Origin of the sequence: Streptomyces pathocidini, assembly GCF_001418495.1 — a bacterium.
GTDB classification, from domain to species: Bacteria; Actinomycetota; Actinomycetes; order Streptomycetales; family Streptomycetaceae; genus Streptomyces; species Streptomyces pathocidini.
In genome coordinates this window covers 1-18289 of the sequence record NZ_LIQY01000242.1, presented here as the reverse complement: position 1 = coordinate 18289, position 18289 = coordinate 1, and the positions used below count along the sequence as shown (strand labels likewise).

12 protein-coding genes are annotated in these 18289 nt (G+C 72.7%); 2 read left to right on the top strand and 10 right to left on the bottom strand.

What is annotated here, in order from left to right; translation table 11 throughout:
• The 7 genes from AOK16_RS13260 to AOK16_RS13230 all read right to left on the bottom strand — a co-directional run.
• A partial coding sequence (locus AOK16_RS13260) for a protein kinase domain-containing protein (protein WP_079101331.1) occupies positions 1-2421 on the bottom strand: 2421 nt, incomplete at its 3' end.
• Positions 2422-2524: 103 nt separating this feature from the next.
• The gene (locus tag AOK16_RS13255) at positions 2525-4849 is read right to left on the bottom strand and encodes a glycoside hydrolase family 3 N-terminal domain-containing protein (RefSeq protein ID WP_055472465.1); all 2325 of its coding nucleotides are present in this window, start codon (positions 4847-4849) and stop codon (positions 2525-2527) included.
• Between the two features lie 62 nt (positions 4850-4911).
• The gene (locus AOK16_RS13250; protein WP_055472467.1) at positions 4912-5949 is read right to left on the bottom strand and encodes a LacI family DNA-binding transcriptional regulator; all 1038 of its coding nucleotides are present in this window, start codon (positions 5947-5949) and stop codon (positions 4912-4914) included.
• Between the two features lie 125 nt (positions 5950-6074).
• Complete coding sequence (locus tag AOK16_RS13245; protein ID WP_055472466.1) at positions 6075-6845, bottom strand: ABC transporter permease subunit; 771 nt, start codon at positions 6843-6845, stop codon at positions 6075-6077.
• 238 nt (positions 6846-7083) lie between these two features.
• Positions 7084-8022: a carbohydrate ABC transporter permease gene (locus tag AOK16_RS13240; RefSeq protein WP_055472464.1), complete on the bottom strand. Its 939-nt coding sequence runs from the start codon at positions 8020-8022 to the stop codon at positions 7084-7086.
• Positions 8023-8037: 15 nt separating this feature from the next.
• Complete coding sequence (locus AOK16_RS13235) at positions 8038-9318, bottom strand: ABC transporter substrate-binding protein (RefSeq protein WP_055472463.1); 1281 nt, start codon at positions 9316-9318, stop codon at positions 8038-8040.
• Between the two features lie 200 nt (positions 9319-9518).
• Positions 9519-10493, bottom strand: coding sequence for a hypothetical protein (locus AOK16_RS13230; protein WP_055472462.1), 975 nt, complete (start codon positions 10491-10493; stop codon positions 9519-9521).
• 547 nt (positions 10494-11040) lie between these two features.
• Here AOK16_RS13230 and AOK16_RS13225 point away from each other — a divergent pair.
• Complete coding sequence (locus AOK16_RS13225; protein ID WP_055472461.1) at positions 11041-12609, top strand: IPT/TIG domain-containing protein; 1569 nt, start codon at positions 11041-11043, stop codon at positions 12607-12609.
• Between the two features lie 119 nt (positions 12610-12728).
• On the opposite strand, the gene AOK16_RS13220 is transcribed toward AOK16_RS13225, so the two are convergent.
• Positions 12729-14039 (bottom strand): hypothetical protein, encoded by a 1311-nt coding sequence (locus AOK16_RS13220; RefSeq protein WP_055472460.1) that lies wholly within the window; start codon positions 14037-14039, stop codon positions 12729-12731.
• A 171-nt stretch (positions 14040-14210) separates the two neighbouring features.
• Positions 14211-14867, bottom strand: coding sequence for an alpha-ketoglutarate-dependent dioxygenase AlkB (locus AOK16_RS13215; protein WP_055472459.1), 657 nt, complete (start codon positions 14865-14867; stop codon positions 14211-14213).
• A gap of 220 nt (positions 14868-15087) precedes the next feature.
• Here AOK16_RS13215 and AOK16_RS13210 point away from each other — a divergent pair, with 220 nt between their 5' ends.
• Positions 15088-16431, top strand: coding sequence for a 6-phospho-beta-glucosidase (locus AOK16_RS13210; protein ID WP_055472458.1), 1344 nt, complete (start codon positions 15088-15090; stop codon positions 16429-16431).
• Positions 16432-16631: 200 nt separating this feature from the next.
• On the opposite strand, the gene AOK16_RS13205 is transcribed toward AOK16_RS13210, so the two are convergent.
• The gene (locus AOK16_RS13205) at positions 16632-17732 is read right to left on the bottom strand and encodes a cytochrome P450 (RefSeq protein ID WP_055472457.1); all 1101 of its coding nucleotides are present in this window, start codon (positions 17730-17732) and stop codon (positions 16632-16634) included.
• Positions 17733-18289 lie beyond the last annotated feature (557 nt).

Sequence of the window (18289 nt, the reverse complement as noted above, 5' to 3'; positions counted from 1 at the left end):
CGGCCGGGCCGCCTCCGGCAGCCGGATGTCGTCGGAGACGACGGCGTGCAGCACACCGCTCAGCGAGTCCCGGTGGAACGGCGACCGCCCGCTCGTCGCCGCGCACAGCAGCGCACCGAGCGACCACAGGTCGGACGCGGGGCCCGAACGGCCGCCGGACATCCGCTCGGGCGCGGTGTACTCGGGCGTGCCGACGAAGGACCCCGAGTCGGTGATGGTCGAGCCACCGCTGACGTGCGCGACCCCGAAGTCGGTCAGTACGACCCGCCCTTCGCCCGCCTCCACCAGCACGTTCGCCGGCTTGATGTCCCGGTGCAGCACGCCCTGCGCGTGCGCCACGCGCAACGCGCCGAGCAGGGCGAGCCCGATGCGGGCCGCCTCACGCGGCTCCACGGGCCCGTCGTGGGCGAGCCGCTCGGCCAGCGACCGGCCGTCGACCAACTCCATGACGATCCAAGGCCGTTCGTCCTGCTCGACCACGTCGTGGACGACGACCACGCCCGGGTGGCGCAGCTGCGCGGCCGTACGCGCCTCCCGCAGCATCCGCTCGCGCCGGAGCCACGCCTCCTCCTCCGAGAGCCCCGGATCCACCGCCAGCTCCTCCTCGCTCTGGCTGACCAGCCACACGAAGCGGCGCCCGTCCTCGTGGCACAGCACGTCCGCGCTCACCAGCGCAGTGGACACGGTGACCGTGCGCCGGACGCCCGCCACCTCGGCCAGCGCCGCGTAGATCCGCTGGGTGTCCTCGGGGTTGGCGCGGGCCGTGCGGGCCGCCATCTGCTCCAGCGGGTAGGTGCACAGCACCGTCTCGCCCTCGCCGACCGCGTACCGCAGCACCGCCGGGCGGCCGTGCGCGTCCACCGCGACCACGCGTGCCCCGTCGGGTCGCACCGGCAGGAAGCCGCGGCTGTCCTCGTTGCCCCCGGCGCGGAACCGCAGCACCTCACCGGCGGCGATCGAGCCGAAGTCCTCGGTGAAGGTGATCTCCACCGTCTCGTCCTCGATCGGCTCCACCAGCCCGTACGACAGCTGGAGTTCGACGCCGAACAGGCCGTTCAGGTCGTGGAACCACGGCCCGCGCGTGCCCGCGTGCTCACCCGAGCAGTACGAGAGGTAGACCACCGCGCCGCCGCGGGCCAGCTCCTCCAGGCGGCGCCGGGTCGGGGCCAGCAACTGCCGGGTGGAGGGCACCAGGTAGAGCTTCGCGTCCTCGCCGATGCCGTCCCGCTCGCGGGCGAACGCGACCGGCAGGTCGGCCTCGCGCGCGGCGATGTAGCTCTGCCGCAGCGAGACGAACAGCACCGGCCGGTCCACGGCGCGTGCCACCGGGATCCGCTGCTCCAGGAAGGTCGGCACCACCAGCGCGGCGTCGGTGTCCACCCGGCGGCAGTTGCGGAAGTCCACCCGCTCCAGCACCTTGGCGAACGCGTCGAGTTCGACCAGCGGCGCCTTGGGGCGGCCCGCCGAGTCGGTGATGCCGAAGTGCATTTCGAACGGGTGGTGCCGGTACGGGTCCTGGTCCCACAGCTCGTCGTAGTCCGTGTTGTTCCAGGCGATCCAGCCGGTCGCCCCGGCCAGCAGCGAGTTGTGCAGCGTCTGCCGGTAGTAGTGCCCGGCGTTGGCGTCCGAGACGAAGTCCGTGGAGAGGCCGAACTCCTCCAGGACGATCGGCTTGCCCGCCACGGCCGCCAACTCGCACTCGTACGCCGCGTTGTAGTGCTGGCGCGTCCGGTCGGTCTCCATGCGGTAGACGTGCGGGCCCACGAAGTCCACCATCGCGCCGGTCTCGCGCACCGAGAAGCCGTTGTCGCGGCCGGTCACTTCGATGCCCCACGCGCCGTCGCCCAGCGACACCGGCTGCCGGGCGCCCGCGGCGTGCACGGCGTCGACCATGATCTGCGCCCAGGCCGACACCTGGTCGGTGGGCGCCGGGTCCTGGCCCTCGACGCGGCCGTAGATCGGCATCTCGTTGCTGATCAGCCAGCCGGTGATGGCCGGGTGGTCCTTGAAGCGGGAGGCCATCTCCCGTACGAACCAGGCCTGGCGGCCGACCAGCCACACGTCCGCGTACAGGTCGCGGCCGCCCCGCCAGGCCGGGTCCCAGTTCTCCCCGGACATGTGGCCGACGATGAAGGTGGGGATGGTGCGCATGCCCTGCTCGTCGTGGGCGGCGAGGAAGTCGGCGAAGCGGCCGGTCAGCACCTCGTCGATGCGGTGCGGCTCGGGGTGGAAGTCCGGCCAGTAGAAGAAGGACCGGGTGGTGTTCAGACCGTGCTCGCGCAGCACTCGCAGCTCGGCGCGGACCACCGTGGGGTCGTAGTTGCGCCACATCAGCGGGCCGCCGGTGCGCGACCAGAAGTTGGCACCGATCCAGGGCGCGGCGCTCTCGTCGTGGGTGAGCCGGGCGTGGTGTCGCTGCATGCGGAACAGTGCTCCAGGGTCGTGAGGGGCGGTGTACGAAATCGGTGGACGAAAGTGGAGGAAAGGGGTCGAGGGGCGAGCCGGTCCATCACGGCCCGCACGGTCAGCGGGTGATCGTCAGGGGGACGGTGCGCAGGTCGGCGCTGGAGGGGCCCACGCCGATCTCCAACGGGCCTGCCTCCACGGCCTGTTCGAGGTCGGCGGTGGTGAACTCCAGCTCGGCCGCGCCCAGCGAGAGCGTGACCTCGGCGCGCTCGCCCGGCGCCAGCTCCACCCGGCGGAAGGCGCGCAGCTCGCGGGTGCGCGGCCACACCGGCGCGTGCACCCGGCGCACATACAGCTGCACCACCTCGTGCGCGGGGCGCGCGCCGTCGTTGCGGAGCCGTACGGTGCACCGCACCTCGCAGCCGCCCGCCAGCTCGGCCACGGACACCTCCGCGCGGGAGAGTTCGGGCCCGCCCCAGGTGCAGTCGGCCAGCGACAGGCCGTGGCCGAAGGGGTACAGCGGCCCGCTGCTCTGGTCGACGTAGCCGCCGTACGGATGGTCCTTGCCGTTGTAGTAGACGGGCAGTTGCTCGGGGGTGCGGGGCACGGACACCGGAAGCCGGCCCTGCGGCGCGGCGTTCCCGAACAGCACGTCGGCGACCGCCGCCCCGCCCCACGGGCCCGGGTACCACGCGCACAGCGCCGCGTCCGCGGGTCCGGCCACCTCGGGCACCGCATGCGGGCGGCCCTGCACCAGCACGACGACCACCGGGGTGCCCGTGGCCCGTACGGCCTCCAGCAGCGCCCGCTGCCCGGCCGGCAGGCGCAGGTCCGCGAGGTCCACGCCCTCCCCGCAGGTCATCCCGGCGGGCGGACCTTCGGTGGCCACCACCGCGGCGCCGTTGGACTCGAACTCCGTGTCGTCCTCCCGGGCGCTTGACCCGCCGAGCGCCAGGACGGCGACGTCCGCGTCGCGGGCGAGGGAGACCGCCTCGCGCAGCCTGGCCAGCTCCTCGTCGGCGAGCCCGTCGCCGGTCAGCGCGCACCCCGGCGCGTACAGCACGCCCGTGCCCGCCGGGGCCGCGGCGCGGATGCCGGCGAGCACGGTCACGCCGTGCCCGGGGCGCTGCGGGGCGGTGTAGTCGCCGATCTGGTGGACGATGCCGTCCGCGAGCGGGCCGAGCACGGCGACCCGGCGCACCGAACCCGCCAGGGGCAGCACCCCACCGTCGTTGTGCAGCAACGTCAGTGAGCGGCGGGCGAGTTCGAGGCTCTCGCGCGGGCCGGCGTCCGCCGCGGGCAGCGGCGGAACCTCCTCCGGCTCGGTGTCGAAGAGGCCCAGCCGGAACTTCAGCCGCAGCACCCGCGCCACCGCCTGGTCCACCGCCTCCTCCGGGACCAGCCCGCGCCGCACCGCCTCCTCCAGGCGGGGGAACGCGTCGTCCCACAGGCTCAGGTCCACCCCGGCCGACAGCGCCAGCGCCCCGGCGCCCGCCGCGTCGCCGGCCAGCCGCTCCAGCCGGTCCAGCGCCTGGCCGTCGGCCATCACCACCCCGCGGAAGCCCCAGTGCTCGCGCAGCAGCCCGGTCAGCAGCGCGCGGTTGGCGGCGCACGGCACACCGTCGTACTCGCTGTAGGCGGCCATCACCCCGGCCGCGCCCGCGCGCACCCCGGCGCGGGCGGCGGGCAGGTGGATCTCGTGCAACTCGCGCGCCCCGATGCCGGTTTCGGGGTTGTTCCGGCCGCCGACCCCGGCGCCCTGCCCCGCGAAGTGCTTGAGGACCACCGCGGCCCGGTCCGGCGCGAACAGCCCGTCCGCGCCCGCCTCGCCCTGCGCGCCGCGCACCAGCGCCTCGGTCAGCCGGGCCGCCAGGTACGGGTCCTCGCCGAAGGTCTCCTCGGCCCGGCCCCACCGCGGGTCGCGCAGCATGTCCAGCCCCGACACCAGCGCCACATGCCCGCCGCGCGCCCGCAGTTCGGCGGCGGCGAACGCGGCGGCACGGGCGTACGCGTCCGGGTCGAAGGACGCGCCCACGGCCAGGTTGACCGGCAGCACCGTGCCGTCCAGCGCCTGGTGGCCGTGCGGCACCTCCTCCACCAGCAGGACGGGGATGCCGAGCCGGGTGTTCTCGCGCACCCAGCACTGCACCCGCGCGGCCACCGCCGCCGAGTCCGCGGCACCGATGCCGCTGCTGTGGTCGACGCCGGACCACGGGTCGGCGCGGAACAGCCCGTAGAGCGCCCCCATGCCGTCGAAGCGCTCGACCTCTTTCCGGAAGGCGTCGGTGAGTTCGTGCCCGCCGGGGGTTCTGCGGTAGGCGTCCCAGCCGTACATCCGCTGGTTGAGCTGGCCCACCTTCTCGGTGAGCGTCATCCGGCCCAGCAGGTCCCGCACGCGCTCGGATATCGGCGCGCCGGGATTCTCGTACAGGGCGTCGGGCATGGTCGTCCTCGGTGCTCGGTCGTACGGGGTACGGATCGGGGCGGGGCGTACGGGATGAGGGCTCAGTCCGGTGGTGGTGCGGTGGCGGTCGACTCGCGGACCACCAGGCGCGGGGCGCGCGCCAGCGGCCGGTCCGGCAGCTCCTCGCCGCACAGCTGGAGCAGCCGCCGGGCCGCGCTGGCGCCCGCGTCCTTCACGCACTGGTCGACGGTCGTCAGGCGCGGGTGCACCCAGCGGGACAGCGGCAGATCGTCGTAGCCGATCACCGACAGGTCCTGCGGGACGCGTACGCCCAGGCGCTGGGCGGTACTCATCCCGCACACCGCCATGGAGTCGTTGGCGTAGACGGCCGCGGTCGGGCGGGGCGTGCGGGCCAGCAGCTGCTCGGTGGCGCGGACCGCGCCGTGCTCGGTGAAGTCCCCTGGGAACACCTCGGCCGTGAGCCCGGCGGCGGCCAGCGCCTCGTGGAAGGCGGCGGCCCGGAAGGCGCTGTGCACCCGGTCGTCGGGCCCCGACACGTACGCGATGCGCCGGTGGCCCAGCCGGACCAGGTGCTCGACCGTGCCCGTGACGCCGGCGTGCGGCTCGGGCAGCACCACCTGCTCGACCGGGTCCGTGCAGGCCGCCTTGCCCAGCAGCACGGCCGGCTTGCCCAGTTCGCGCAGCAGCGCGAACCGCGGGTCGCCGATCCGGCTCTCGGTCAGCAGGAAGCCGTCCACCCGCCCCTCCTGGGCGAAGCGGCGGTACGCCTCGGTCTCGCCCGTGCCCGCGGCGCCGGTCAGATGGAGCAGCAACCCGTAGCCGCGGGGCGCCAGTTCGCTCTCCACGCCGTCGATCAGCTCGGTGAAGTGCGGGTCGGAGCCCAGCACGTCGGTCTCCCGGCGGACGATCAGGGCGACGGTCCGCGTCCGGGCGTTCTTCAGGGCGCTCGCCGCGCTGCTGGGCGACCAGCCCAGCTCGTCGGCCGCCGCCAGCACCCGGCGCCGGGTCTCCTCCGAGATCCGCCCGCTGCGGTTCACGGCCTTGGACACGGCCGCGGTCGAGACCCCGGCGAGCGCTGCGACGTCCTTGATGGTGGGCCGGTGCGCCTGCCGTCCCACGGACGCGCTGCCTGCCGGTGGCCCGCCCGCGGCCGAACCGCCCGCCGAAGCACGGTCGTTCGCGGAAGCGGGGGCGTTCACCGCGGCAGGGTCGTTCACCGAGGGGCTGTTCACCGAGGGGCTGTTCACAGCTTCACCGCCCCGCTGACCAGCGCCTGCTGCATACGCCGCTGGAGCAGGGTGTAGGCGATCCACACGGGGACGAGGGTCAGCACCGTGCCCGCCGTCAGCACGCCGTAGTCGGTGCCCGCGGTCGAGCGCAGCGTGGGCAGGGCGACCTGTATGGTGCGCTGGGCCTGGTCGGGGCCGATGATGATCAGCGAATACAGGTACTCGTTCCAGAAGTTGAGGAAGTTCAGCAGCAGCACCGTCGCGATCCCCGGCATGGCCATCGGCGCGTACACATGGCGCAGCACGCCGAACGTCGTCGCGCCGTCGATCCGAGCGGCCTCCTCCATCTCCGGCGGGATCGTCCGCATGAACTGGGTCAGGATGATCACCGACAGGGGCATGGCGGTGGCGGGCAGCAGCAGGACGATGAACAGCCGGGTGTGGAACAGGCCCGAGTAGGCCGACATCAGGAAGGTCGGCAGCAGCGCGGCGAAGGTCGGCACCAGGAAGCCGAGGCCGAACACCCGCTCCGTGACCGCCGCCCAGCGGCTGCGGCTGCGCGCGATCGCGAACGCCGCGGGCACGGCCAGGCAGAGGGTCAGCACGAGCGCGCTGAACGTGACCAGCGCCGAGTTGGCGACCGCCAGCTCCAGCCGCGCGCCGTGCAGAGCGGTGGAGAACTTGTCCAGGGACAGCGAGGACGGGAGCCCCAGCGGGTCGGAGAAGATCTCGTCGTTGGTCTTGAACGCCGAGACCAGGAAGTAGTAGAGCGGCACGGTCAGCATCGCCGCGTAGACCCAGGCCAGCGCGTGCGCGGGCAGCCAGGCCCAGGCGATCGGCCGCCGCCGCCCGGCGGCGGGGGCCGCCCCGCCGGGCCCCGGGGCGACGCGCGGTGCGGTCGGGGTGGACGACGCGGTACGGGTGGACGACGTCACGCCGGTCCTCCTGCCTCTCGTTGGTTCGGCCGCGGGCTTCGACGGGCCCAGTAGTGCGGCTCAGTGGTGCGGGCTCAGTCGTGCCGGCTCAGTAGTTCTGCCGGAGCGCGCGGCGGATGGCGAGCATGCCCACCAGGCCCACGGCGAACAGCAGCACACCCACGGCCTGGCTGTAGCCCAGGTCGGCCTGGATGAACGCCTTCTGGTAGACGAGGAACGACAGCGTGGTCGAGGCGCTGCCGGGGCCGCCCTGGGTCAGCAGCAGCACCAGCTGCGCCGAGCCGAAGAGCGTCCACAGGAACTGCAGCATCGTCACCACGCCCACGTAGTCGCGGATCACGGGGAAGTGGATGCGCCACATCCGCCGCCAGTGCCCCGCCCCGTCCAACGAGGCGGCCTCGCCGATCTCCTCCGGCACGGCGCCGAGCCGGGCCGCGAACAGCACGGCCGTGAAGCCGATCCCGCTCCAGACGTCGATCGCGATGATCGAGGCCAGCGCGGTGGCGCTGTCGGCCAGCCAGACGTGCGCCAGGCCGCCGAGTCCGAGGGACTTCAGCGCGCCGTTGACGACGCCGTCGGGGGAGAGCACCGCGTAGAAGAGCATGGCCTTGGTCGGCGCGGAGATCAGCCCGGGGACGAACAGCAGGTAGCGCAGGATGTGGTGGCCGCGTGGGCGGCGGCTGACGTAGTAGCCGAGCATGTACGCGGGCAGCACCATCAGCGGGAGGGCGACCAGGAGCTGGACGCCGGTGTTGCGGGCCGCGTCCCAGAACAGCGGGTCGCTCAGCACGTAGCGGAAGTTGTCCAGGCCGGCGAAGCTCGTCGGCTGGAGCATGCCCGGCCACTTCAGGGCCGAGATCCACACCATGGCCAGCAGCGGGCCGAGGGTGAACAGCAGGTACCAGACGAGCGCGGGCAGCGCGAGCAGCGTCCCGGTGGCGCGGGGGCGGCCGGTGCGGTCCTGGCGCACGCGGTCCTGACCGGCGCCGGCGCGGGGGCGGGAGGGTGCGGTGGCCACGACGGACATGGAGAGCCCAACCCTTCAGTTCGTGCGCTCGTAGGCGGCGCTCATTGCCCGGCAGATCTGCTGGGGCGTGCGGCCGGGCGCGAACGCCTGGGCCGTGGCGTTGATCAGTGGCTGGGTGGCGGCGCCCGGGATGTGGACGTCCGGGAGCATGACCTTGTCGACCGCCTTGTCCTCGGCGGCCTTCCGGGCCGCGGCGATCAGCGGGAAGTCCTTCGGCACGGTGCCGGAGCGCACGGCCATGTCGCGGCCCGCCTCGGTGATGAACCGGTCGACGACCTTCTCGCTGTACATGTACTGGACGAACTTCTTCACCAGCGGCAGCTTCTTGGCGCCGTTGGGGCTGAGCCACAGACCCGCCGCGGTGAAACTGCGGATCATCGTCGGATGGTCGTGCACCCCGTCCTTCGGCACCGGCCAGCCGGAGACGACCGTGTCCTTCACCGTCTTCTCCGGCACCTTGCCGAGCGCCGAGGACATCGCCGACATGGCCGCGGCCTGGCCGGTGTTGTACTGGGTGGTCATCGTGTCCGAGGTCAGGCCCTGCGCGTTCTCGGCGAAGACCCCGGCGTCGCGCAGTTCGGTGAAGAGCTTCAGGCCCTTCATCGCCGCGGGCGAGCCGCAGTAGTCGCCCTCGGTGAAGAGCTTCGGGCCCTCCTCCGGGGGCAGATACGACTGGAGGATCTGGAGCAGCAGCTTCTGGCCGGTCCAGTCGCTGCCGCCGATGGTGACCGCGATGCCGCCCTTGTCCTTCACCTTCTTCGCGGCGTCGAGGAGTTCGCCGGTGGTGGCGGGCGGCTCGGCCACGCCCGCCTTGCGCAGTACGGCCATGTTGTACGCGACGGGCCAGTTGGTGCCGATGTACGGCAGCCCGCGCAGCCGGCCCTTCCCGTCGGTCCACTGCTTGACGGCCTCGGGCTCGATCCGGTCGCGGAGGCCCCAGGCGTCGGCGTACTTCCCGACCGGGACGGTGGCCCCGACCCCGGTCCACTCCAGCGTCTTGTCGAAGAGGTTCACGATGACGACGTCGGCTTCCTTGCCGGCCAGCCGCGAGGTCTCGTACACCTGCGGCAGGTCGTCGGCGTTGGAGACCACCTTGACGTGCATCTCGGGGTGTTGGCGCCGGAAGTCGGCGACGACGGCGTTGAACACCTCGGCACCGGGCGCGGTGCCGCTGATCTGGGTGTGGATCACGAGCGTGTTCGGTCCGTCGTCCTGCGGGTCCAGTGCGGCACAGCCGGTGGCCAGCAGCATGGTGGCCGCCAACAGTGGGGGGAGCCGCCTGAGTTGCGCACGCATGGGAAAACGCCTCCGCATCAGCGTGGTTAAGCGATTAACCAGAGACCTTAGGGAGGCGTTGAGTGAACCGTCAATGGATTCCGGGAAGCGATTTCGGGGGCGGGGTGAGGCGCCGCGAGGGCCCGGCGGGGCCCTTGAGCGGCCATCGGCCGCACTTCTCTCGAAATGCGGCCGATAGCAGGCAAAAGGTCAGATATAGCTCAGCCTTGGAAGGGATTGCGCAAGTATGTCCTGCTCAAATCCCCTGTGTTGCCGAAGTACTTCGAGACCAGCAGCGCCGGGTCGGTGGCGATGACCCCGGCCTGGAGCTCGCTGCCGTCGTTGGAGTCGTCCCAGGCCCAGGGCGCGTGCGCACGGTTGTCCTGGCCGTCGTCGCCGCGGAAGGTGCCGTACGAGGCGTACGTCTCGGTGTTGTTCCGCCGCGCCCACAGTCCGCCGCTCGCGGTGAGGTCCACCAGGCCGTACGTGGCGCCGCGGTCGTTGCCGCCGGAGGGCACGGAGCCGGCGCCGCGGCTGGGCGTGTAGACGACACCGTCGCCCCCGTCGAAGGCGGCGGCCTGCGGATCGGCGGCCCCGTCCCAGGCGTACGCGCCGTGGCCGCGGGCCTCCTGGAAGCTGGTGGGGTGCGCGGCGCCGTCGACGGTCTGCATCACGAGCGTGCCGTCGATGTTCTCGCCGCCGTCGGTGAGGGGGCTGCCCGGGGCGACGTAGGAGTAGAAGTTGTCGTGCGCGAGCGAGACCACGGCCTGGAGAGTGCCGAACTCGCTGCCGTCCTTGCGGACGACCTCCAACTGCCCCTCCATGTCGTTCTCGTGGGAGAACAGGTTGAGGGGATAGTCCTTCCAGTCCCTGGGGTGGAAGAACGCGTACGTCACGTACCAGTGTGTCGAGGTCTCGGCCACCGAGTAGTAGACCGTGCCGGTCAGGCGCGAGGCGCTGGCGTCGAGGTTGTTCCAGTTGTTGTTCGCGACCCAGTCGCCGTCGTAGTCGACCGGCGCGAGGTAGTCGGCCGTGGGGTACGCGTCCGAGGTGTCCTGGTAGTGCACCGGCGCCCAGCGGTACGCGAGTTCGGCATCACTGGGCGCGGCGTGCGCCTGAGTGGGCGCGATGAGCAGCGCGGCAACGGCGAGGGTCCCTGCGGACAGGGCGGCCAGAGCGGATCTCCAGCGTGTCATGAGCACCTCCGTGTCGGGTGACGCCGACATGGTGGAGGCGGAACCGGGGCCGCGTCAGCGGAGATCGCGAGTGTTCACCGGGGACCGGTGAGTGTTCATCTGGGGGTGGGGCGGGTGCCGTGAAGGGACGGCGGCGCCGCCCAGTAGCTCACGAGCATCTCAACTAGGCGGTTGGAAAGGATAGTTCGGCTGGGCCGCCGGTTGATTCGAGCATGCTTGGTGTGGTCGACCGGAGCGTAGGAATCGGCTTCACGGACAGTAAACGGCATTCACGGATCCGGTCAGTATTCGGTCATGTGAACGCCGCCAGCCCAGGGCAGGCCCGGGCTGGGCCAGGCTGGGCCAGGAGCCTGAAATCTGTTGCTTTCCGGGGGTGCGAAGCCGCCAGGCGCCCCGCCGCGAACAGGATGATCGGGAGCAACGCGATATTCGGAGTGGCGAACACCGCCAGAGCGCGGTCCGGGGCCGGGGCCCCGGAGGTCCGTAGGAAACACTGCCGCCGCAGCCCACTCCGCTCCTCAGAAACGCAGCCACGCAAGGAGCACGCATGACGACGGCGGCCCAGTCGGACCCGAACCCAGCCCAGGTCACCATGACCCTCTCCGCGATCGCCGCCACGGCGGCGACCCCGCGCCCGTCCGGTGAAAGCTTGCAGGAGCAGACCCAGCGCGCCCGGCTCGGCATCGCGGCGCAACTGGACAACGCCGCGCTCGCCACCCGCAGCACGTGGGAACTGAGGTGGCTGGCGCTCAGCCCGGACAACGCGAACCTCGCCTACATCGCTTGGAACTCGGACGGTTCCAACCAGATCGCCGTGGTCGTCCGCGGCACGATCGACAACCCGACCGACATGATGGAGGACCTCGACGTCGGCACAGTGGTGCCGTTCACCGCCGGCGGATCCGCGAACACCGCCGTCTCGGCCGGTGCCATGGCCGCGTTCACCCAGGTCGTCACCGCGCGCGGCATCACAGCGACGACCGACGCCCCGGCAGCGGGCAGCGAGCCCGGTGGGCCCGACTCCGCCGTCCCCACGGGCGGGACGCTCCCGCAGGTGCTCGCCGCCCTTCTCTCGTACGTACCGTCCACGCCCAGGCCGACGGTCTACGTGACCGGCCACAGCCTCGGCGGCTGCATCGCCACCACGCTGGCCACGTACCTCCAGGCCCAGACCTGGGCGAAGAACCCGTCGTTCGCGCTCCTCACCTTCGCCGCTCCCACTGCGGGCCTGAAGAGCTTCGCCGACTACGTCGACTCCCGGCCGTGGAGTCTGAACGAGCGCTGGGTCAACGCCTACGACCTGGTCCCCCGGGCCTGGTCCGACCTGTCCGCGGCCAAGGGCTGGTACCCGGCCCCAGGCCCGTCGGCGAACGAAGAGGTGAAGATTTTGCTGTCGGGGATCGACCTCCTCCGGAATGGCAACGTCTACGTCCAACCCAGCGCCACCAGCCCCAAGACGGTCAACGCGGACTACACGACGTACAACGCGCAACTCGTCAACGAGACCACCGGCGACTTCCTGGGGCAGGTCGCGTTCCAGCACGCCAACTCCACGTACCTGAACCTGCTGGGCGCGCCCCTCGTTCCTGCCGGGCCGACGGTGACCGCGGTGAGCCCGACCGCCGGGCAGGGCGGTCAGTCGGTCAATATCACCGGCACCGGATTCAGCGCGGACAGCGTCGTCGACTTCGGCCCGATCCCGTGCACCGACTTCTCCGTCGACTCCTCCGGTACGCGGATCAAGGCCACCGCACCCGACGGCCACGGCATTGCCGACGTACGCGTCACCACCATGCTCGGCACGTCACCCGCCGTTCCACTGGGCCAGTTCGCCTACGACGGGGGACCCGCACCCGTAGTCGTCAGCACAGTCACCCCCCGCAGCGGAAAACTCGGCACTCAGGTCACCATCAACGGCTCGGGCTTCACCTCAGGAGCAACCGCGCACATCAAGGACATCGCCCTGACTTCGGTCACCTTCGTCTCCCCGACCCAGATCACGGCGAAAGTACCGCTCCATCGCCCCGAGTGGCCGAAGACGGTGGACATCACCGTGACGGTCGGTGTGGCCACGTCCCCCACCAGCCCGGCGAGCGAATTCACGTACACGGGCTGAGCCGGGGAGGGCGGCCCGCGAACTCCGGCTGAGCCAACGGCCCGGGGTTCGCGGGCCGGTCCCATCCCCTGTCGCGAGACTTCCGGGTCTGTTGCCCGGCGGCCCCGCGGCTCGTTCCCCTACCCGCGGACCGCGAACGTCTCCACGCGTTCGGCCGCTTCCGCCGCGCGGGTCCGGTCGCGCTCGGCCGCCTCGCGCGCCTTACGCGCGCGGGTGCGGGCGGCGCGCTCGGTCTTCTTCGCCTCGGAGAGTTCCGTGCGCGCCCCGCGCAGCGCGTCAGCCAGCTCCTGCACGAGGCTCTCCACCTCCTGCCGCTGGGACTCGGCGTCGGCCAACTCCCGTTCCCCGGTTGCCGCTTCGGCCTCGGCGGCCCGGGCCGCGCGCCGGAGCTCCGCGGCCTCAGCCCGGGCCTCGCGCAGCGCGCCGCGCCACTCGCGCTCGGCCTGACGGCGAGCCCGCTCCTGCTCGGCGTGTTCGACGCGTGCGCGGCGCGTCCGCTCCCGTTCGGCTTCACGCTGGGCCCGCTCCCGTTCGACCCCCTTGCGCGCGGTGGCGCGCTGGGCAGGTTCGGGATCGGGCTCGTGCTGGGCCTGTTGAGGCGTGGCGGCATTCCCGGGCCGCCCGCGCCGGGGTTGTTCGCGTTCGGTCCGCTTGCGTGTCTCGGCTTGCTTCCCGGCCTCCGAGCCTCCGCGCGCCTCCGCGTGTTCGCGTGCGGCCGGGCGCTTCGGGGTCTCCTCCGTCCGGCGGCGACGGTCCGCCGCCGCTTTCTCCTCCTCGGCTCGCCGGTGCAGGGGCGTTACCGAGGCCCGGCGGTCCCGGTCCCGGTCGCTGGTCTTGGTCCCGCCGGTCGGCGGCGTCTTCCGGGGGCGGATGCGGCTCACCGTGGCTCCGGTGGCTCCGGTGGTTCCGGAAGCCCTGGAAGCCCCGGTCGCGCCGCCCTCGGGCGGCGGCTCGGCGGCGGCGGTCAGGGGGCCGAAACCGGTGGGGCGGCTCAACGCCTTCGACAGGCGCCCGGTGGTCAACTCGGCCGCCGCGTCCGGGTCGGCGAGAGCGGCGTGCACCGTGGACTCGACCTCGCGCAGGACGCTCTCGCCGACCGGCCGTCCGGCCTCGGCGGCCAGCTCCTGGGCCCGGCGGGACAGTGCGGCGACCAACTGCCGCTGCTGCTGGGCCAGTTCGCGCAGCTGCCGGCCGTCCAGCTGCTCGTGGGCCCGGCGCAGCTGCTCCCCGAGGCCGGTCAGCGTCTCGATCCGCTCGGGCTCACTGCGTACGAGGAGGTTGGCCGTCCAGGCGGCCAGGGTCGGGCGCCGCAGTGCGCGGATCTTCGCCGCCTGCCCGCGCGGGGCGGCCTTCGCGGCCTCGTCGCGGGCGGTCGTGAACTCCTCGGGCGGCAGCCCGTACAGCCGGTCGGCGACCTCTTCCCAGCCCATACGTGCATGCTCGCACCCGAGCCCGGCCCCGGCGCGTCGCGGCGGCAGACGTACGCGGTGTCGGTGCACGTTCCGAGCCCGGGCCCGGCGCGTCGCGGCGGCAGGTGTGCGCGGTGCCAGTGCACGTCCCGAGCCCGGCCCTGCGCGTCGCTGCGGCAGACGTGCGCCGCGTCAGCGCACACCCTGTGGCCGGAACTGGATGCTGATGCGCGGACCCACGGGCCGGTTCGTCTTCGGGATCGCGTGTTCCCAGGTGCGCTGGCAGGAGCCGCCCATGACGATCAGGTCGCCGTGTCCCAGCGCCTTCCGGACGGTCGAGGCGCCGCCGTCGCGGGCGCCGGGCCCGGGGCGCGGCCGCAGCAGCAGGGCGCGGGGTTCGCCGACCGAGACGATGGCGACCATCGTGTCCTCGGTCCGGCCGCGGCCGATCCGGTCGCCATGCCAGGCGACGCTGTCGCGGCCGTCGCGGTAGTAGCACAGCCCCGCCGTCAGGAACGGCTCGCCGAGCTCCGCCGCGTAGTGCTCGCTCAGGGCGGTGCGGGCCCGGTCCAGGACGGGGTGGGGGAGCGGGTCGCCCGCCCCGTAGAAGGAGAGCAGACGTGGTACGTCGACCTCCCGCTCGTACATCGTCCGCCGCTCCGCGTGCCACGGCACCGACTCGGCCAGCTCCTCGAAGAGCGCGTCCGCGCCGCTCAGCCAGGAACGCAGCACGTCGATCCATACGCCGCGGCCAAGCGGCGTACGGCCCATCCCGTCCAGCGGTCGCAGGCCGATCTCGTCGGTCTCGCCGGTCTCGTCGAACAGGGAGCCCTGCAGGTGGAAGGACATGAATCCATCGTACGCCCGCAATAGAACGTACGAGCGAATGAATTCCGCGCGCCCTTCCGCACCTTCCGCCCAGGCGCCGTCCGGCTCGCGTCGTCGCACCGCGCCGGTAGGCTCCGGCGGCAAGACCCGAAGACGGCCGAGGAGACGGCCGAGAGGGCGGAGGAGACGGCGGAGGAGACGGTGGATCAGGCGTGATGGCGTGCGGAGAGGTGGGCTGGGAGTGAAGCTGGCGATCCTGGGCGGCGGGGGATTCCGCGTGCCGCTCGTGTACGGGGCGCTGCTCGGCGACCGGGGTGCGGGGCGTGTGACGCGGGTGGTCCTGTACGACGTCGACGCCGGCCGGCTCTCGGCCATCGCGCGCGTCCTGGCCGAGCAGGCCGCCGGGGTCGGGGGCGCCCCCGAGGTCACCGTCACCACCGACCTCGACGACGCCCTGCGCGGCGCCGACTTCGTCTTCTCCGCGATCCGCGTCGGCGGGCTCGAAGGGCGCGCCGCCGACGAGCGGATCGCACTGGAGGAGGGCGTGCTCGGGCAGGAGACGGTCGGCGCGGGCGGCATCGCGTACGGGCTGCGGACCGTGCCGGTCGCGGTCGGGATCGCGCGCCGCATGGCGGCGGTCGCCCCCGACGCGTGGGTCATCAACTTCACCAACCCGGCGGGCCTTGTCACCGAGGCCATGTCGCACCACCTGGGCGACCGCGTCATCGGCATCTGCGACTCGCCCGTCGGCCTCGGCCGCCGGGTCGCCCGTGCGCTGGGCGCGGATCCGGAGGAGGCCGGGATCGACTACGTCGGCCTCAACCACCTCGGCTGGCTGCGCGGGCTGTACGTCGGCGGGCGGGACCAACTGCCGCGCCTGCTGGCCGACTCGGCGGCGCTCGGCTCATTCGAGGAGGGCCGGCTCTTCGGCGCGGACTGGTTGCGGTCGCTCGGCGCGATCCCGAATGAGTACCTGCACTACTACTACTACAACCGCGAGGCGATGGCCGCCGAGCGGGAGGCGAAGCAGACCCGCGGCGCGTTCCTCCGCGACCAGCAGACGGGCTTCTACGAGGCGGTGGCGCGCGGGGTCGGCTCGGCGCTGGAGGCGTGGGAGCGGACGCGGGCCGAACGGGAGGCCACGTACATGGCCGAGAACCGCGAGGCGGCGGGGGCCGGGGAGCGGGCGGAGAGCGACCTGGAGCCGGGCGGGTACGAGCGCGTCGCGCTCGCGCTGATGCGTGCCATCGCGCGCGACGAACGCGCCACGCTCATCCTCAACGTCCGCAACCGGACGGCGCTTTCGGCGCTCGACGCGGACGCGGTGGTGGAAGTTCCGTGCCTGGTGGACGCCAACGGGGCGCACCCCGTCGCCGTCACCCCGCTGGCCGGGCACGCCGCCGGACTGGTCTGCGCGGTCAAGGCAGTCGAACGCGAGATCCTGGCGGCCGCGGACTCCGGTTCGCGCGAGGCCGCGGTGAAGGCCTTCGCCCTCCACCCCCTCGTGGACTCCGTGGGCGTGGCACGACGGCTGCTGACGGCGTACGCGGGGGCGCACCCGGGCCTGGCCTACCTGCGGAGGTGAACATTCCTGGCGGGGCTGGGCGATCCGGGGTGCGCCGGGTCGGGCACCGCCGCCCTCCGGGCGGTCGACCCTGGACCGGGCATCCCGGTCGCGCGGACTGCGCCGATACGGTTTGCGCCGTCGCGGCGGGGCGTATCCTGCTGCGACGGCGGAGCCAAGTGACGTTCTGTGGACGGGTGTTGAACGCAGCGCGCGGTACGTCAGGGTTGGGCGTCAAAGGTCACGGGGAGTTCTGCGATGCCGTGGACGAACACGCTGTTGCGTTGTCGCGGGGCGGTGGGTGTATCGAGGGCCAGCTCGGGCAGCCGGCGCAGTGTGGTGTGGATGGCGGTGGCGGTGATGAGACGGCCGAGGGAAGCACCGGGGCATCGATGGGGGCCGTGGCCGAAGCCGAGGTGGGGATTGGGGGTGCGGTCGATGTCGAGCCGGTCGGGGTGGGTGAACGCGCTGGGGTCGTGGTTGGCGACTCCGGTACACAGGATGACGGGGACGCCCGCGGGGATCTCCAGGCCATCGACGTCGATGGGGGCAGTGGAGTAGCGGGTCAGCGCCTCAATGGGGCCGCCGTGACGGACGATCTCCTCGACCGCTGAGTCGAGCACGGCCCGGGGTGCGGTACGCAGCCGGGCGCACAGATCGGGGTGCTGGAGGAGGGCCAGCAGCCCGGCGCCGATGACCGCCGCGGGTGCCTCGACGCCGGCGAACAGCACAGTGGCGGCCAGCTCGGTGGCCTCGGTCCGGGTGAGGGCTCCGGCGTCGAGGGCGCGGACAAGTCGGGAGAGCAGGCTCGGTCCCGGGTTGGCGCGATGGTGCGGCAGCAGCGTAACGAGGTAGTCGTCGACCTCGGTCAGCACGGCGTTCAGGGCACGGATCGAGGCCGCGTCGGCGGTGGGGAGCAGGGCGGTATCGAGCCATCTCCGGACCAGTGAGTGGCCGTCGCGCGGGACGCCGACCGCCTCGCACAGCACTGTGGTGGACAGCGGCAGGGCCAGGTCAGGCATCAGATCGGCGCGTCCGGTGGGAGCGATCTTGTCGATGAGGGCGTCGGCGGCGGCCGAGATGAGGCCCTGGTGCTGCTCGGAACGGCGAGGCGTGAAGGGCGCCACCGCGTACGCCCTGAGCCGGGTGTGGTCGGGCGGGTCGAGGGTGAGCAGACTGGAGCGAAGATCGGGCCGGGCCCTGGCGGCCGGGCCCAGGGCCCTCTCCAGGGTGTCCCCCGCATGGACGGGGTCACAGCTCAGATCGGGGTGCCCCGCCATGGCAACCACGTCGGCATAACGGGTGACCAGCCAGGCCGGCACACCGCCCCGAAGCGTGGTGGCCCGTACCGGGCAGGGCGCCGGCCGCGGTTCGTGCCCAGTCACGGAGGGCTGCCTCGGTTCTCCCGATGGAGCCGGCGTGCGGCTCGGGTGAGGGCATCGCTCTGGCCGGGGTCGGTCGGCGCCCGCATCCTCGGCAGCAACACTGCGAGGGCCTCGGCTACCGCCGCATCATCGGGAAGCTCGATACCGTCCACCGAAACCCTCCCTCGGCCGATGACCGGGCTTCCCCTCTTGTACCCACCGCCACGTTGAGGCATTCACCCCGCACTCCCACTCACAGCGCACGTCACCGCTGCGCGGCGTGATGTCACGGAGCCGATCCGGCCGACGGCCGCGCCGGCACGTCGAATCTGCGCCGATGCTGCGTCAGGTCAAGCAACTGCCCTACGAGGAACCGCGCCGGCGCTGGACGCCCTGGTCAACTCGACCGTGCGGCAGGGGGAGTGAACGCGCCGGGCCCGGGGATACTGGCAGCCATGCCGGACGAGACGACGCGCCCCGCCCCCACCCGTACCCCGACCGGCGCGGGCCCGCGC

Bases quoted from the DNA above. Each gene is read 5' to 3' on its own strand.
- AOK16_RS13255 (WP_055472465.1), bottom strand. From the start codon at position 4,849: ATGCCCGACGCCCTGTACGAGAATCCCGGCGCGCCGATATCCGAGCGC.
- AOK16_RS13245 (WP_055472466.1), bottom strand. From the start codon at position 6,845: ATGCTGACCGTGCCGCTCTACTACTTCCTGGTCTCGGCGTTCAAGACC.
- AOK16_RS13240 (WP_055472464.1), bottom strand. From the start codon at position 8,022: ATGTCCGTCGTGGCCACCGCACCCTCCCGCCCCCGCGCCGGCGCCGGT.
- AOK16_RS13235 (WP_055472463.1), bottom strand. From the start codon at position 9,318: ATGCGTGCGCAACTCAGGCGGCTCCCCCCACTGTTGGCGGCCACCATG.
- AOK16_RS13230 (WP_055472462.1), bottom strand. From the start codon at position 10,493: ATGACACGCTGGAGATCCGCTCTGGCCGCCCTGTCCGCAGGGACCCTC.
- AOK16_RS13225 (WP_055472461.1), top strand. From the start codon at position 11,041: ATGACGACGGCGGCCCAGTCGGACCCGAACCCAGCCCAGGTCACCATG.
- AOK16_RS13220 (WP_055472460.1), bottom strand. From the start codon at position 14,039: ATGGGCTGGGAAGAGGTCGCCGACCGGCTGTACGGGCTGCCGCCCGAG.
- AOK16_RS13215 (WP_055472459.1), bottom strand. From the start codon at position 14,867: ATGTCCTTCCACCTGCAGGGCTCCCTGTTCGACGAGACCGGCGAGACC.